Raw genomic sequence first — 15,716 nt, 5'->3', positions numbered from 1 at the left:
ATCACTCGATCGAACGCTTGCGCGCAGCATGGGCGCTCGCTTTGTCTTCCATCGAAGCAGCGCTCATCGGCTCGCCGCGACGGATCATGTGCGCGTAGCGCCAGAAACGTTTGATCGAGGCAATCAGCGTATACCAGCCCAAGGGCGTGGGATGGATGGCTGCCTTGAGCGCGCGGGCGTAATCGAGCACGAACCCCGGGGTCCAGGCCATCGCCTCGGCGCGCTTGCGCAATTGGGCGGCGACCCAGAGTTCCGGATTGACCATGGTGCGGACGAAGCCGCGTTTTGCCGACGATCCTTCCAGTGCGGCCTCCAGGCAATGCGCCACCGAGCTGCTGCAGTTGCGATTGGTGAGGTTGTAAGTGCTGTCTTCGCGGTAGCGCTTCCAGAACGCCAGCAGACGCTGGCGATCGTAGCGATCGAAACGCACTTCGGCGTTCGATTCGCACCAGCCGGCGGATTCCTCCGCGTAGCTGGGCTGGAATTTTCCAGGCACGTCGTTGATCGCCGTGGCGCGCAGCATGCGAGTGAAGTCGCCGCTGGAGCGATCGATTTCGACCGCCGGATAGTGACTGACATACACACCGGGCGGACATCCCAATGCCGCGTGTCCTGTAGAGATCACGCCCTTCGCATCCACCGCCGCGATATAGCGATCCACCAGTGGCTGAGGCACGGCGTCGTCAACGGAGCCAGTGGGCGTCCACACGTAAACGACCAGATCGCCCGCGACTTCATCCAGCGGTTCGGGCGTGAAGCCTGCATCGGCCACCGGCATGTCACGCATCAACAGCCACGAAAGGACCGCGTGGTCGGGCAGCTTCTTCAGCCGCCAGGCCTGCCGGAACATGCCGCAACCCGAGAGAAAAAGACCCATGCCGATGCAGTACGGCACCGTGCCCGCGTAAAACGTGGGATACGGCTCGACCATGAAAACGGCAAAGCCCACTTCGAGCAGACCAGTGAGCAACGACAGTCTCCAACCACGAAAGCGCACTACCAGCGCCGCCGCAATACGGAAGATGCCGTCAACCAGAAACGCGAGGCCAAACGCCATCGCCAGGATCACGCTCGCCGCATGATGCGGATCGACGATCAACAAGCCGAGAATCAGGAACACCACGCCCCGCGCCTTGCGCAACGCGGCCGAAGTGCCGGGCCGGGGCGATGACACCGCCAGTGTCACCACCGCCTCCACCACCAGCAGATAGCCGAACACGTGCACGGGGAAATACAGCACGTTGTCCAACGCATCGATGAAGATCGCCACGCCCAGCGCCGCCCAGGCGATGCCGCCGATGGCGAGGATCAGCCAGCGCCGCCGGATGAAATCGCTGCCCAACAGAAGCAAGCCCAACTGCACCATGTGACGACTCCATCGTTCGAACCACGTGCGAGCGCGACGCCCCTCAGGTTTCGCTGCGCGACCTCGCAAGGAACACCGCAAACACCGCGCAGCCCAGCGCAATGATGCCCGGCAAACCGAACAGCGCATTCACGCCCATCGCCACGCCCGCGAGTGTCGGTCCCACCAGCGCACCCAAGCCCCAGGCCAGCCCCATCACGGCGTAGACGCCCACCAGATCGTTGCCCTGGAAGCGGCTGCCCACCATCGCCAGCATCACGGTGTAGATGCCCACGAACAGTCCACCCCACACAAACACCACGGCGAAGGCCAGCCATGTCTCGCGCAAGGCAAATGGCCAGAACAACGCCGTCAGCGCGGAAATCGTGGCCAGCGCCAGCACCAGGCGCCGCTTGTCGACCTTGTCCGCCAGCCAGCCAATGGGCAGTTGCAACACGATGGCGCCGAGCATCAACACCGAAATCAGTTGCATGGCGCGCGCTTCGGTCCAGCCCAGTTGCGTCGCGTACAACGAGATGAAGGAAAGCCCCGCCGTCTCCACACCCGCGTTCAGCACGGTGGTGGCCAGGGCAATCGGCGCGAGGCGCATATAGCGGAGCGGCTGTGCCCGCTCGGGCACACTGCGCTGGGGAGCCACCACCCAGGGCGGCAGGATGAACGCCACGGCGGCCAGCGCGATGGCCGCGCCGGCCAGATAGGCGCCCGCATCCACACCCAGCACTGACAGCAAGGCCGGCCCCAGCACCATGCCCAGCGACAGCGCGGCGGTATAGACGGCCATGGTGCGACCACGTGCCTGCTCGGTGCTGAGCACGTTGGTCCAGGTTTCCGACATCACGAACAAGACTTCCGCCGCCATGCCCAGCAGGATGCGCATGGGAAACCACCATGTCACGTCGGTCACTCGCGCAAACGCAGCCAGCACGACGGCCGTCACTACGAGCGCCGCCACGGCCAGCGTGCGCGCGCCGAAGCGCGCGGCAAGGGTTGGCATCACGGGTGCAATCAGCAACACGCCCAGCGCATGCATGGCCGCGTTGAGGCCGATGTAGCTGCCGGAGTGCCCGCTCGCCGCCAGGCTCATGGCGATCAAGGGAGCGGAGAGGCTATAGCTCAGGCCGAAGATGGTGGCGGCCACGATCACGGCGGCCGTGGACAGCAAACGAGGCCAGCGGCGCAGCACGAGGGCCGTCGAGGCGGCGGTTTCCTGCGGCGCACTCATGGCCGCACGCCCAGCGCCAGGGACAGCGCCGCTCGAACACCTCGCCTGCCGCTCCGCTCGTCCATGCCATGGGCTCTCTGGAAGAAGGGTGACGCGGTTGGAGCCTACGGCGCCATTGGCCTTAATAACAGCAAATCAGGCTTGCGAGTGGAGCGCGGCGACCAGTGCATGTACTTCATCCACGTCGCTGCGGACCTCGCCAGCGGCCATGTCGGTCAAGGCGGGATTGCTCCAATGCATGCCCGATGGCAGCACACCCTTGGCCGAGGCGTGGATCTCCGCCGCGCCGGTTGCTTGCGCCAGCCCGGCGATATTCGCGGCCCGCACGCCCGCGCCCGGCATCACCACGATGCGGCCAGCCGCCTGTTCGATCAGCTGGCGAATCGTATGGGCGCCGTCGATGGCTGATATCGCGCCGCCGGAGGTGAGCACGCGCTCTGCCCCCAAGGCCACCACATCCTCCAGCGCCCGAGGCAGATCGCGCGCCATATCGAACGCGCGATGGAAGGTCACGCCCATGCCGCCCGCCGCAGAATGCAGCGGTCTGCAGCGCGCTACGTCGACGCGTGCATCTGCATCGAGCACGCCAAACACCACGCCATCGCACCCCAGCGAAAGACAGCTCTCGATGTCGTGCTGCATCACGTCCAGCTCGTCATCGTTGTAGAGAAAATCGCCGGCGCGTGGACGTATCAGCACATACAGCGGGATGCTCAGGCGCTCGCGCACCTGGGCGATCTGTGCCATCGATGGCGTGAGTCCGCCCAGCTCCAGGCCCGTGCACAACTCCACCCGGTCCGCGCCGCCTGCCTGCGCGGCGAGCGCGGACGCCAGCGAGTTGGCTGCGACTTCGAGCAGACGTCTTGCCATCAGTACACGCTCTTGGCGGGGATCAAGCCGTCCTGCTTGGTCGCATCGCACACGGCATAGGAGAAGCCGGACTGGATCGCGAACGCGCCCACTTCGCCGTGCTTGTTCATGGCGAGAAAACCGACCTGCAGATCCTTCGACGCCGCGGGCCGGCGCTTGACGATGCGCATCACCGCCTCGCGGCAGGCGTCCTGCGGCGAGCGGCCATGGCGCATGAGTTCCACCACCAGGAAGCTGCCCACGTTGCGGATCACTTCCTCGCCTACGCCGGTCGAGGTGGCCGCGCCGACATCGCCGTCGACGTACAGGCCGGCGCCGATGATGGGGCTGTCGCCCACCCGGCCGCGCATCTTCCACGCCATGCCGCTGGTGGTGCAGGCGCCGGCCAGGCGGCCGCTGGCGTCGATGGCCAGCATACCGATGGTGTCGTGGTTGTCCTTGCCGCCCGGCATGCCGGTCTTGCCGTAGTCGCGAACTTCGCTGTTGGCCGAGGGTTGGTAGTGGGCCGTCTTCAGCCATTCCTTCCACGCCGCCTCGGATTCGGGGGTCAGCAGTTCTTCTTTCTTGAAGCCCTGTTCCACGGCGAACTGCAGCGCGCCGTCGCCCACCAGCAAGACATGCGGCGTGCGCTCCATGACCCGGCGCGCGACCTGAATCGGATGGGCGATGTGCTCCAGCGCGGCCACCGCGCCGCAGCTGCCATCGGCGTCCATGATGCTGGCGTCGAGGGAGACATGCCCGTCGCGATCCGGATAGCCGGCGCGGCCAACGCTGTGATTCTTCAGATCCGCTTCCGGGATCATCACGCCCGCTTCGACGGCGTCGAGCGACCCGCCGCCCTTCGACAGCACGCCCCAGGCGGCCTGGTTGGCGGCCACGCCGAAGTCCCAGGTCGAGATCACGCGCGCAGCCACGCTGCCCTTGCTCGTCCCGCTGGCGCCTGCCAGCGCATGCGCGCCGCCGGCCAGCGCCACGGCGGAGGCCCCCAGCACGGAGGCCTTCAGAAACCCTCTACGATCCGTCATCGCATCCCCACTCCAATCAAAAAAAAGAAAGCCCCGCGCCTTGCGACGCGGGGCTTCCTCACATCGATGACCGGCGCGGGCGCCGGTGCGCCGACATTAGCCGGCGATTTCGACGCCCGAAGCCTGGGCGCCCTTCGGGCCCGTGGTGACTTCGAACTTCACGCGCTGACCTTCCTGCAGGCTACGGAAGCCCTTGGAGTTGATTGCCGAAAAGTGGACGAACACGTCCTCCCCACCGTCCTCAGGCGCGATGAAGCCGAAACCCTTGGCGTCGTTGAACCACTTGACCGTACCGAAACGCATTGCGTGAACCTCTGAATCATGGACTGGATGCACCACGGTAAGCGCTGAACCACCTTGACCCCTTGGTCCGCCGCCCCTGGCACAACGGAAGTATCAACATGTTTTATGGCAAAGCGCAATATGGTGACCGCTTTGACACGATCAAAACCGTACCGGTTGCTCAGCTTTTAAGCAAAACACCCAAGAGACGGGGCACCTCGGCCGTGGCCGCCGCCAGGTGGGCGAAGATTTCTTCGATGCTGATTTCCGCCTCGTCGCCGCAGCCGGCCGCGAAGTTCGCAACCAGTGCGAGACAGGCGTAAGGGAGCTCCAGTTCGCGGGCAAGCACGGCCTCGGGCATGCCGGTCATGCCGACCAGGTCGCAGCCGTCGCGCTTCATGCGTGCGATCTCCGCCCGGGTCTCCAGGCGCGGACCCTGCGTCGCGCCATAGCAGCCACCATCAATGACAGCGATGTCAGCCTTGGCCGCCGCGCCGATCAGTTCGCGGCGCAGGGACTCGGTGTAGGGCTCGCTGAAATCGATATGACGGACCTCGGCGCCCTCGACATCGCAAAAACTCGTGTAGCGGCCGTGGGTGTAGTCGATGATCTGGTCGGGCACGACGATGACGCGCGGCCCCATATCGGCGCGGATGCCGCCCACGGCGTTCACGCCGACCACCCGGCGCGCACCCAGCGAATGCAGCGCCCACAGGTTGGCGCGGTAGTTCACCCGATGCGGCGGCACCGTGTGGCTCTCGCCATGGCGGGCGAGAAAGGCCAGCTTGCGGCCGGCGAAATCGCCTGTCACCACGTCGCCCGAGGCTGCGCCGAATGGCGTGTCGATGCGATGGCGCGAGGCGTTCTCCAGGCCCGGGAAATTGTACAAACCGCTGCCGCCGATGACGGCCAGATCGATGCTCACGATGCATTCCTATACGCGTTCAATTCGTTCGAGGTAGCTGCCAGTCGCTCGGCAAAGCCCGCCAGATGGCGAGTCAGCGCCTCGCGCGTCCGCTCATCGCTCAATTGGCCGTCGACGATCTTGGTATGTGCGTGGAACACCAGCACGTCGCCCTGCGGCTCGGAGCGGGCGCCTGCTCGGCGCAGGATCAGGCGCAGCTGGTCCTGCGCACGCACCGTCCCGGTGACGCCCGGGCTCGCGCCAATGATGCAGACGGTCTTGCCGGTGAGCGCAGCCACTTTGCGCGCCTTGCCGGAGCGCGAGGCCCAATCCACCGCGTTCTTCAACACGCCGGTGATGCCGCCGTTGTATTCCGGGCAGGCGATCAGCAGGCCGTCGGCGCGCTCGATGGCGTTTTTCAATTCCACTACCGACTCGGGATCGCCCTGCTCTTCCACGTCCTGATTGAACATCGGCAGATCATGCAGGCGATGCATCACGATGTTCATGCCGGCCGGCGCAAGCTCGCGCGCAGCATGCAGCAGCGCGGTATTGAACGACGCCTCGCGCAGGCTGCCGGAAATCCCCAAAACATTCATGCATGACTCCGTGGTCGTTCGTCGCCTTACTTGAGCGCGTAGATGCCCGGCAGATTGCGGCCCTGCTCGTAGTAGTCCATGCCGAAGCCGAATACGTAGCGGTCGGGCAACTGGACGCCGTTGAAGTCGGCCTGGATGCCATCGACCAAACGATCGTGCTGCTTGGTGCACAGGCTCACCACCAGCACGCGACGCGCGCCGCGACGCAGGCAGTCGTCGCGCACGGCCTTCAAGGTGTGGCCTTCATCGAGGATATCGTCCACCAGCAGCACGGTGCGGCCGGTGAGATCCACCATCGGTTCGCGCAGCCAATGCAGCTCGCTGCCCGAGGTGGCGCCGCGGTAGCGCGTGGCATGGACATAGTCGAACTCGACATCAGTGCGGATCGACAGTGCGAGATGACCGGCAAAAATCAGCGCGCCATTCATCACCGTGAGAAACACGGCTCGCTCGCCATCGAGGGCGGCATCGATATCGCGGCCCATGTCGACGATCACCGACTCCAGCGCCGCGCGATCGAACAACAGCTCGGCGCTTGCAAGCGCAGTGGCCAGTGAAGGGGTGGATGTACTCATGCCGAAGCTTGTCCTTCCACGGCGTGCAGCGCCGCGATGCGCGCGATGAAACGTTCGCGCTGTGGGTTGTCGTTGAGGCCGTCCCAGGTGGAGGCCACGTCGCCGCGCAAGGCGGCGATACGTTCGGGCGAGCTCGCCGCGCGGTTTTGTACGGCGGCAATGGCCTCATCCACTACGTCGGGGAAGCAGGCGAGCATCAGATCGCAACCGGCATCCAGATGGGCATGCACGCGCCCCGTCACGCCGCCCGCCGCACCGGCGGCGGCCATGCTGATGTCATCGCTGATCACCGCACCGCCAAAGCCCAGCTCGCTGCGCAAGATGTCCTTGATCCAGCGCGAGGAAAATCCTGCCGGCTGTGCATCGACCTCGGGATAGACCACGTGCGCCACCATGACCGCTTCCGCGTGCGCCGCCATGCCTTCGACGAAGGGCAACAGGTCTTCTCGACGAATCACGTCCAAGGGACGCGTATCCACCGCGGTGTCCTTGTGCGTATCCGCCGCCACCGAACCGTGACCCGGAAAATGCTTGAGCACCGCGGCCATGCCGCCCAGGTGCATGCCGCGCACATAGGCCTGGCCAAGTTCCGCAGCCACCGCTGGGTCGGCATGAAAGGCGCGCAGGCCGATCGCCGCATTGCCGCGTGCGAGATCAACCACGGGCGCAAAGCTGAAATCCACGCCACTGGCGCGCAATTCGCTCGACATCACCCAGGCATGCTCTTCGGCGAGGCGGATGGCATCTTCGGGATCACGGTCGTACACGGCGCCGATGGTGGACAACGGAGGCAGGCGCGTAAATCCGTCACGAAAACGCTGGACCGGGCCGCCTTCCTGATCCACGGCAATGAGCAGGTCGTCGCCGCCGACGTCGCGAATATCGTCAATCAGCTTCATCAACTGATCGCGCGTACTGAAATTGCGCGAGAACAGCACCACGCCGGACACGCCGGGCGCCTTCAGCCATGCATGCTCCGAGGCGGCGAGCGTGGTGCCGGCCAAACCGATCATCAGCATGAGGTGGGTTCTCCGGCCGCCTGGCGCTCATCCGACGTCCAGCGCGCATACGGATGCGCGATCAGGTTGACGTTGTAGTAGCGCGGCAGGTGGCTCACTTCGCGCCCCAGCCACGAGGGGCGTGGAAACGCTGCGTCGGTAGTGGGCAATTCCACCTCGACCACGACCAGCCCCGCATTGTCGCCAAAGAATTCGTCGACCTCGAACAGCACGCCGTCGACGATCACGTGATGCCGGATCTTCTCCACCACCCCGTCGCACAGTTCGGCGAGCATCTGCTCGGCATCGGCGATGGGTACCGGGTATTCAAACTCGGCGCGCTCGATGCCGAGCTTGGCCGATTTGATGTTGAGCCACCCGCGATCGCCGGTGCGGCGCACGCGCACGGACGCGCGCGCGGTACCGTCGTGCAGTGCCTGCGCGCTGACCAGATAGCCCTGGGCGATGCGCTCGCTATCGGTGACGGCGTCACGCCAGCTGTCATCGCTGAGGAGGAATTTGCGTTCGATCTCGATGCCCATGCGTCAACCGATGATTGGGGAAGGATGTGACGGAGCGGTGAAGGCGTCCCGCCTTCCTTGCCATGACTCAGCGTTCGAACAGCGCGATGGACTCCACGTGCGCCGTGTGGGGGAACATATCCATCACGCCGGCCGCGCTCAAGCGAAACCCATGTTTCTGCACGAGGATACCTGCGTCGCGCGCCAACGAACCCGGGTGGCATGACACATAGACGATGCGGCTGGTCTCTTTGTGCGGCAGGTATTCCAGCACCTTGTCGGCGCCAGCGCGCGGCGGATCCAGCAAGAGCTTGTCCCACGACTGCTTGGCCCAGTGCGTGTGGCGCTGATCTTCGAACAGATTGGCCACTTCGAAGCGGGCATGGGTGATGCCGTTGCGTGCGGCGTTTTCTGCGGCACGCTCGACCAGGCCGTGCTCGCCCTCCACCCCGACGACCTCGGCGACGCGCCGACCGATCGGCAGCGTGAAATTGCCAAGGCCGCAGAACAAATCCAGCACGCGATCCGTCGGCTGCGGATCGAGCAGCTCCATCGCACGCGCCATCATGCGGCGATTCATGCCTGCATTGACCTGCACGAAATCGAGCGGGCGGAACTCCAGCTCGACATCCGCGAACGCGGCATCGTCGCTGGGGATGTTGAAGGCCAGCCGCGGCGACTCCGGCCACAACGGATGCACGCTGGTTACGCCGCCGGGCTGCAGATAAATCGCGAAGCCGTGCTGCTGACCGAACGCGATCAAGGCCGCCTGATCGCGTTCGCTCAGCGGCTGCATGTGACGGAACACCAGTGCCACCACGTCGTCGCCCGCAGCGAACTCGATCTGCGGAATATCCGCCGCGGCATCCATGCTGCTGATCAGCTCGGCCAGCAGGCCGATCTTGGGACCCAGCGCCGGATGCACGACTTCGCACTGGGTGATGTCGGCGACAAAGCGCGGATTGCTCTCCTCGCGAAAGCCCACCAGCACGCGCCCTTTCTTCGCCACCGAGCGCACGGAAAGGCGACCCTTGCGGCGATAACCCCAGGGCTCGTCGGTCAGCGGCGGCAGCCACAGCTCTGGCATCACTTTGCCGATGCGCTCGAAGTTGTCCTTCAGCACGCGCTGTTTCACTTCGATCTGCGCCGCTGCGTCCAGATGCTGCAGCGAGCAGCCGCCACACTGGCCGAAATGACGGCAGCGCGGTTCCACGCGATGCGGCGAACGGGTCACCAGTTCCACCACTTCCGCTTCGTCGTAGTGACGATGACGCTTGCGGATGCGCAGCTTGACCTCTTCGCCCAGCAGCGCGCCGCTGACGAAGACGGCCTTGCCGTCGATCCGGGTGACGCCCTTGCCGTCGTGGCTGAGGTCGGTGATGGTGGCTTCGAATTCTTTCATCGTGGCAACTGTCTTCCAAAAACGCGCACGCCCGGATCAGCAGGACCCGGGCGCGTTGATCGGGTGATGAGGAGCGATGAGCTTATTTCTGCTTCCACGCCCCCGAGGGGTCCTGATAATACCAGCCCGGCCGCGCCCGCTCGATCCAGCCCTTGGCGAAAGTGGCGCGGATCTGCGCTTCCCATTCCGGATGGTTGTTGGCGTTGGCCACTTCGCGGTACAGCGCATTGCGATCCCGATTCTCGTCCGCCACCGCGGCGCTCACTCCGGCCCGCTGGTCGAGCGGCACCTTGCCAGCGTCACGCACGGCCACCAACCCGTCCTGGGTGAAGCCCACCGCACCGCTATTGAAGAGTGGCGTCAAGGTGTCGCGGAAACGCGCCTGCATGCGGCCGTGGATCGCTTCCGTGGTCGTCGTCTGCACGCGCAGATTCGGCGCATCGGCCGCGTAGGCGGCGGGAATCAGCAGGTCGAGCAACATGGCCGAGGGCTGATTGTTCTTCTTCGGCGCCGGCGGCTCGTCCTTGGCCGGCTGCGCAGGCGCCGAACTGTCGAGCACGGTGCCAATGAACTGGTCGGCGGCCTTTTGCGCGGCCGCTTCAGGAAAATAGACATTGATGGTGACGCACCCCACCAGCGCGACCAACAGCGTGGTCAGCAATCCATAGACGAGCTTGCGCATGATTTCGACTCCTTGGGGGTGGGGATGGGTCTAAGGCGTGCTTTGCCCTAGTGGACTTCCGGTCCATTGCCTTCAATGGCGGCCTTCAATCGGCGGACGAGCGTCGGCCAGTCGACCTGGGCCTGGTGGCCAATCACCTGCAGGCGCGGCAAGCCGCTGCCTTCGACGATAGTGTAGCCATCGGCATCGTTGTCGAGGCCACCCATATGGCATACCGACGCCTGCAGCGTGCAATTGAGGCCGATGCGCTTATAGCCAAACGTCTTGAACAGCTTGAGCACGGCGCCCTGCAATCCGGCCGCCATGCCGCCGCCGCCGACCGAGGTCAGGTTATTCACGGCACGTTGACTGATGCGCCCGCCACTGCCAGCAAGCAGGCTGGCCTTGAACGCCACCGGGTTCCAGTTGACCAGGCGCAGTTCATTGACGGAGCCGTCCATACGACCGGTGATGCTGCCGAAGTCGAACACGCTGGTCATCGCGCCCAGATCGAGCTGGCGCAATTGCACATCGCCGGTGAATACGGGGCTGGGCCCGAATGGCCCCTGCAAACTCAAACGCGTGATGTCGACAAAACCATCGAAGACATTGACCGACAGGCCACCCTCGAGCTCAAAGCGGTCATCCACCCAGCGCAAGGCGGGAATGGCGCCGCCCAGGGTTCCTGGGAACTCGGGCCAGCCCATGGTGCGCGAGAACGAGGCCATGTCGATGCCCGCAAACGCAAGCGAGGTTTCCAGACGGCGCCCCTTGGCAGCGGCCGGGCGCCACGCGAGATCGCCGACATGTACGCGCCCATTGAGCACCGGAATATCCACCGCGCGCTGCAGGGTCAAGGCACCTGCCTTGCTCTGCCAGCGCAACTGCGTCGCACCGTTGGGAATGCGGTAGACCTGCAAGGCCTGCCACGACATCGAGGTCACCGGGCGATCGTTGGTGGCGTTCCAATCGAGACCGCCGCGCAGGCCTTTCACGGCCAGGCGACCGTCGGCATCGGCCGCGTCCAGGCCATCGGTGTCGAAAGCGAAACTGCGCAGGCCATCGGCGCCCAGATCGAGATTGCCGCTGAGCTCGCCATCGATGCGCATGTCGCGCAAGCCCAGCGTCGCCAGCCATGCCTGCCCATACCGCTGGTACGCCGCCGGGAAGCGCGACTGCAGCCGATCGAGCTTGAGCTGCTGCAGATCGCCCTTGGCGTTGAAACTCATGGCGCCTTCCAGTTGCAGGGCATCGGCGTCGGCCACGCGCAGGCGATTGAAATCGACCGCGCCGTTGCGCGTGGCAGCCGACAAGCTCAACTGCACGGGATGATCAGGCAGGCGCGCATAGATGGGGCCCAACAGCAGCTCGCCGCCACGAAGGCTGGCATCCAGGTCGATGCGGGTAGGCGCGCTGGTCGTATCGAGATTGAGACGACCGTTGCCATTGACCGATTGGCCAGCCAGCGCGCCACCAGGCGTATCGAACCCGCCGCCATTCAACGCGAACTGGCCCGACGCCTGCAGGCCCTTGTCCTGAATATCCAGCGCCATGTCGGCATCCAGCTTGCCGCCGGTGGCTCGCCCGGACCATACCGTGCTCAGCAAGCCTTGCAACCAGGCCAACGGCACGCCCTTGAGGCTGATCTGGGCGTGCGTCGGCTGGTCTAGCGGCAAGGCCGTGCTCGCCTGGATCGCGCCCTGGGTCAGGTCGATCTGCAGCGTGTTGGCCGCCTCGTCGATCACCATCGACACCTTGGCGTTGCTCAGCGCAGCGCCCGGTGCGCCGGCAAGCTGGGCCGTGCCATCAAACAGCCAGCGCATATGGGTGTCACGCTGGAGCACGCCCTGCAGGTCCACCCCGACGCGCTTCCAGCCCATCGCCGGCACGTCGGCCTTGGCTGCGCGCAAACTGAGCTTGAGGCCGCCCTCTCCGTCTTCGCCGATCTGCGACTGCACCCCTTGCATCTTCAGGCCGGGGACGGTCACGGTCTTGGCGCCCAGCGCAACATCGGCGCGGGCTGGCAGCGACCAGCCGGCCCACAGGAGGACGCATAGAGTGAGAATAAGTTGGCTTGATGTGGGGCGCATGAAGCGCCATTCTGCCAAAATCAGCTGAACGACACGGACAAGTCATGCAACACACGCTTTCCAGCGAGCCTTTAGGCCATCGGAGCGCGCCCATCACCGTCCGCGCCCTGGTGGCCGACGACGACCCGAGCAGCCGTCTTTTCCTGGTGGAAGCCCTGCGCAGCCTCGGTCTGCACGCGCATGCCTGCCACGACGGCCCCTCGGCTATCGCGATGGCTCGGCATGAAGCCTTCGACCTGCTCCTGCTGGATTGCCGCATGCCGGGCGCCGGCGCCGAAGAGGTGCTTACCGCCTTGCGCCACGATCCGCAGGCACGGTCCAGCGATTGCACCGCCGTCGCCACCAGCGCCGAGATGGATGTCATCGAACGGCAACGCCTGCTTGCCGCCGAATTCAGCGAGGTGTTGCAAAAGCCCTGCAGCCTGGCCGACCTTCGCCGCATTCTCGCGCTGGTCCACGCGGGTGCCGCTGCCGTGCCGTTGCTGGATGACGCACAGGCGATCGCCACCATGGGCGACGCGGATGTGGTCAAGGCGATGCGCACGCTGCTGCGCGCGGAGCTGGCGGGGCTGTATCAGGATCTCGATGAGCTGCTGGAGGACACCGAAGCCCTCGCTGATCGCATGCATCGCCTGCGTTCGTCCTGCGGCTTCTGCGGGGCGGCGGCCTTGGGCGTGCAGGCAACGCTGTTGCAACGCCATCTCAAGCTGAAGCATTCCGGTTCGCTGGCGCCGCTGTCGCGCTTCCGCCGCTCGCTGCTGGCCACCATCGATGCGCTTGGCGGCGACACGGCCGCCTGAGCTCAGCGACGCGACATCGCCGCACCCAGCACGTGCCACGCCCGCAACTCTCCGCCGCCCAGATGAAAGCGGATCACCTCGCGCATCATGCTGCGCAGTGAAGACAATCCAGCGGCATCGGGCATGTCGTCGGCGGCCAGGGCCAGCAGATCGGCTCCACGCAAGGCATGCGCCGTTCCCGGGCGACAAGGTGCAGGCCCCTGCTCCACCACATAGCGGTAGTGCTGGGTCGGCTCCAGCGGCTCGCCGGACTCCGCTTCGAATTCCATCTGCAGGCCGTAACCGATGGCTTCAAGCAGATCGCGCTCGAAACGCCGCAGACTCCAGGCCAGCGGCTCGCTGCTCGCAAGACGCGGCAGCGTGCGCGCATACGCATCGAACAGATCCGGCAAGGGATCCTGACGACCGGTCAGCCGCACGCAGAGCTCGTTGAGGTAAAGCCCCGCAAGTCCCGCATCGCCCATCAGACGCAACGGCGGACTCGTATGTTCCGCGGTCTGCAACGTGGCCAGTTCGCCGCGCAACAGCAAATCGAGCGACAAGGGCTGGAACGGCTCCAACTGCGCACGCTGCACGCGCGCACGCTCGCGCCGCACGCCACGCGCGACCACGCCAAGACGCCCGTGGTCGCGAGTCAGGCATTCAAGCAGCAGCGATGTCTCGCGATAAGGCCGCGAATGAAGCACATAGGCCGGCTGCTGCTCGATACGCATGGCGGTGGCTATCGGCCCGAATCAGTGGATGATCGCGCCTGACCAGCGGTGGTCAGGCATACCAAGCGGAGCCACACGCACGCAGACTCAATCGGTGTAGCCGAATTTCTTCAGCATCGTCTCGTCGTCGACCCAGCCTTCACGCACCTTCACCCACAGGCGAAGGAAAACCTTGCGCTCGAAGGTGCGCTCCATATGGCGCCGCGCCGACGTGCCGATCGCCTTGAGCTGAGCACCGCCATTGCCGATGACGATGGCCTTCTGGCCATCGCGTTCCACCCAGATCACGGCGTGGATTTCGGCGATGCCATCAGGGCGATCGCTGAATTGCTCGATCTCCACCGTGGTGGCGTACGGGAGCTCCTGGTCCAGGCGCAGCATGAGCTGCTCGCGCACCATTTCCGCCGCGAGGAAACGCTCGCTGCGATCGGTGACTTCGTCTTCGCCAAACACCGGCGGCTGGACCGGCAGGCGCTTGAGGATGCCTGTCTCCAGCTCCTTCAGGCCCTTCTCCTTCAGCGCGCTGACGTAGTAGACCTCGTCGAAGCTGTGACGCCCCATCAGCTCCGCCACGAAGGGCAGCATGGTCGTCTTGTCCTTGGCTAGGTCGACCTTGTTGATCACCAGCAGGCGCGGCACCTTCTGTTCGACCAGGGCGTCGTAAAGCGCCTCGTCTTCATCGGTCCAGCGGCCCGCCTCGATCACCTGCACAACCACGTCCACTTCGCTGATCGCCGAACGTGCGGCACGGTTGAGGCTGCGATTCATCGCGCGCTTGGCGCCGCGATGCAGACCCGGCGTATCCACGTACATGATCTGGCCGGCCTCGCTGGTGGCGATGCCCAGGATGCGATGACGGGTAGTCTGCGGACGCGGGCTGACAATGGACAGGCGAAACCCGATCAGCGCGTTGAGCAAGGTGGACTTGCCCACATTGGGACGCCCCGCGAGCGCTACGGTGCCGCAGCGAAAATCGTCGTGGGGAAGTTCGGCCGGTGCGCCGAGATCGAGTTCGTCGTTGTCGTTCATGAGTTCACTTCCTGCATTAGGCGCAGCACGGTTTCAGCGGCGTCCTGTTCAGCGGCCCGGCGGCTGGTGCCGTGGCCCTCGGCCCGGATGGGTGCCGGTTCGTTGATTTCGCACGAGACATCGAAGGTCTTGGCGTGGTCTTCGCCATGGCTGTCGATCAGATCGTACTGCGGCAAGGGCCAGCCGTGGGCCTGCAGCAGCTCCTGCAGGCGGGTCTTGGCGTCCTTGGAAGAGCGCGGAATGGCCGCGACCAGCGGCTCGAAAAGACCGCGCACCACGTTGCGGCACGCCTCGAACCCGGCATCGAGATACACCGCCGCCAACAAGGCTTCGAAGGCGTCGGCAAGGATAGAGTCGCGGCGGAAACCACCACTCTTCAATTCACCCGAGCCCAGCTTGAGCTCATCGCCCAGTTCCAGTTCGCGCGCGATGACGGCCAGTGCCTGGCCGTTCACCAACTGCGCGCGCAAGCGGGACAGTTCGCCCTCGCTCGCGTTCGGGTGAGCCTCATACAACAGCTCGGCAACCACCACGCCGAGCAATGCATCGCCCAGGAATTCCAGCCGCTCGTTGTTGGGCTTCCCGGCGCTGCGATGAGTCAGCGCCAGTACGGCGAGGGCCGGATCACGAAAACAATAGGCGAGCTTGGTCAAATCCTG

17 protein-coding genes are annotated in these 15,716 nt (G+C 65.2%); 1 reads left to right on the top strand and 16 read right to left on the bottom strand.

Annotated elements, in window-relative coordinates:
* Position 1 precedes the first annotated feature (1 nt).
* The 13 genes from AC1DMY_RS06195 to AC1DMY_RS06135 all read right to left on the bottom strand — a co-directional run bounded on the left by AC1DMY_RS06195 (position 2) and on the right by AC1DMY_RS06135 (position 12,515).
* Complete coding sequence (locus AC1DMY_RS06195) at positions 2-1,366, bottom strand: HdeD family acid-resistance protein (RefSeq protein WP_477164082.1); 1,365 nt, start codon at positions 1,364-1,366, stop codon at positions 2-4.
* A 43-nt stretch (positions 1,367-1,409) separates the two neighbouring features.
* Positions 1,410-2,588 (bottom strand): MFS transporter, encoded by a 1,179-nt coding sequence (locus AC1DMY_RS06190; protein WP_477164081.1) that lies wholly within the window; start codon positions 2,586-2,588, stop codon positions 1,410-1,412.
* A gap of 135 nt (positions 2,589-2,723) precedes the next feature.
* The gene (locus AC1DMY_RS06185; protein ID WP_477164080.1) at positions 2,724-3,458 is read right to left on the bottom strand and encodes a copper homeostasis protein CutC; all 735 of its coding nucleotides are present in this window, start codon (positions 3,456-3,458) and stop codon (positions 2,724-2,726) included.
* Positions 3,458-4,483 (bottom strand): glycosylasparaginase, encoded by a 1,026-nt coding sequence (locus AC1DMY_RS06180; protein WP_477164079.1) that lies wholly within the window; start codon positions 4,481-4,483, stop codon positions 3,458-3,460. The genes AC1DMY_RS06185 and AC1DMY_RS06180 overlap by 1 nt, the downstream gene beginning before the upstream one ends.
* 96 nt (positions 4,484-4,579) lie before the next feature.
* Positions 4,580-4,786, bottom strand: a complete 207-nt coding sequence (locus tag AC1DMY_RS06175; protein ID WP_026633225.1) for a cold-shock protein — start codon at positions 4,784-4,786, stop codon at positions 4,580-4,582.
* A gap of 160 nt (positions 4,787-4,946) precedes the next feature.
* The gene (locus AC1DMY_RS06170) at positions 4,947-5,690 is read right to left on the bottom strand and encodes an S-methyl-5'-thioinosine phosphorylase (RefSeq protein ID WP_477164078.1); all 744 of its coding nucleotides are present in this window, start codon (positions 5,688-5,690) and stop codon (positions 4,947-4,949) included.
* The gene (locus AC1DMY_RS06165) at positions 5,687-6,268 is read right to left on the bottom strand and encodes an NADPH-dependent FMN reductase (protein WP_477164077.1); all 582 of its coding nucleotides are present in this window, start codon (positions 6,266-6,268) and stop codon (positions 5,687-5,689) included. The genes AC1DMY_RS06170 and AC1DMY_RS06165 overlap by 4 nt, the downstream gene beginning before the upstream one ends.
* A 26-nt stretch (positions 6,269-6,294) precedes the next feature.
* Positions 6,295-6,843 carry a hypoxanthine-guanine phosphoribosyltransferase gene (locus AC1DMY_RS06160; protein WP_477164076.1) on the bottom strand — a complete coding sequence of 183 codons (549 nt, stop codon included), beginning with the start codon at positions 6,841-6,843 and terminating at the stop codon, positions 6,295-6,297.
* Positions 6,840-7,862: a beta-N-acetylhexosaminidase gene (gene nagZ / locus AC1DMY_RS06155; protein WP_477164075.1), complete on the bottom strand. Its 1,023-nt coding sequence runs from the start codon at positions 7,860-7,862 to the stop codon at positions 6,840-6,842. Before nagZ ends, AC1DMY_RS06160 begins: the two co-directional genes overlap by 4 nt.
* A complete protein-coding gene (locus AC1DMY_RS06150; protein ID WP_477164074.1) occupies positions 7,856-8,383 on the bottom strand; it encodes a CYTH domain-containing protein in 528 nt (175 codons plus the stop codon). The genes nagZ and AC1DMY_RS06150 overlap by 7 nt, the downstream gene beginning before the upstream one ends.
* A 67-nt stretch (positions 8,384-8,450) precedes the next feature.
* Positions 8,451-9,764, bottom strand: coding sequence for a 23S rRNA (uracil(1939)-C(5))-methyltransferase RlmD (rlmD, locus tag AC1DMY_RS06145; protein WP_477164073.1), 1,314 nt, complete (start codon positions 9,762-9,764; stop codon positions 8,451-8,453).
* Between the two features lie 82 nt (positions 9,765-9,846).
* Positions 9,847-10,446 carry a YdbL family probable chaperone protein gene (locus AC1DMY_RS06140; RefSeq protein ID WP_477164072.1) on the bottom strand — a complete coding sequence of 200 codons (600 nt, stop codon included), beginning with the start codon at positions 10,444-10,446 and terminating at the stop codon, positions 9,847-9,849.
* Between the two features lie 47 nt (positions 10,447-10,493).
* Positions 10,494-12,515, bottom strand: a complete 2,022-nt coding sequence (locus AC1DMY_RS06135; protein WP_477164071.1) for a translocation/assembly module TamB domain-containing protein — start codon at positions 12,513-12,515, stop codon at positions 10,494-10,496.
* A 44-nt stretch (positions 12,516-12,559) separates the two neighbouring features.
* Between AC1DMY_RS06135 and AC1DMY_RS06130 the strand changes: the two genes are divergently transcribed.
* The gene (locus AC1DMY_RS06130) at positions 12,560-13,315 is read left to right on the top strand and encodes a response regulator (RefSeq protein WP_477164070.1); all 756 of its coding nucleotides are present in this window, start codon (positions 12,560-12,562) and stop codon (positions 13,313-13,315) included.
* 2 nt (positions 13,316-13,317) lie between these two features.
* On the opposite strand, the gene recO is transcribed toward AC1DMY_RS06130, so the two are convergent.
* The 3 genes from recO to rnc all read right to left on the bottom strand — a co-directional run bounded on the left by recO (position 13,318) and on the right by rnc (position 15,710).
* Entirely contained in the window at positions 13,318-14,028 is a 711-nt protein-coding gene (gene recO / locus AC1DMY_RS06125; RefSeq protein ID WP_477164069.1) for a DNA repair protein RecO, read from the bottom strand.
* A gap of 87 nt (positions 14,029-14,115) precedes the next feature.
* Positions 14,116-15,057, bottom strand: coding sequence for a GTPase Era (gene era, locus AC1DMY_RS06120; protein ID WP_477164068.1), 942 nt, complete (start codon positions 15,055-15,057; stop codon positions 14,116-14,118).
* Complete coding sequence (rnc, locus tag AC1DMY_RS06115) at positions 15,054-15,710, bottom strand: ribonuclease III (protein WP_441603240.1); 657 nt, start codon at positions 15,708-15,710, stop codon at positions 15,054-15,056. The genes era and rnc overlap by 4 nt, the downstream gene beginning before the upstream one ends.
* Positions 15,711-15,716 lie beyond the last annotated feature (6 nt).

It is taken from the genome of Dyella sp. 01L423 (genome assembly GCF_056399945.1).
The sequence above is the reverse complement of the archived record's forward strand: the minus strand, read 5'-3'. Positions and strand labels throughout refer to the sequence as shown.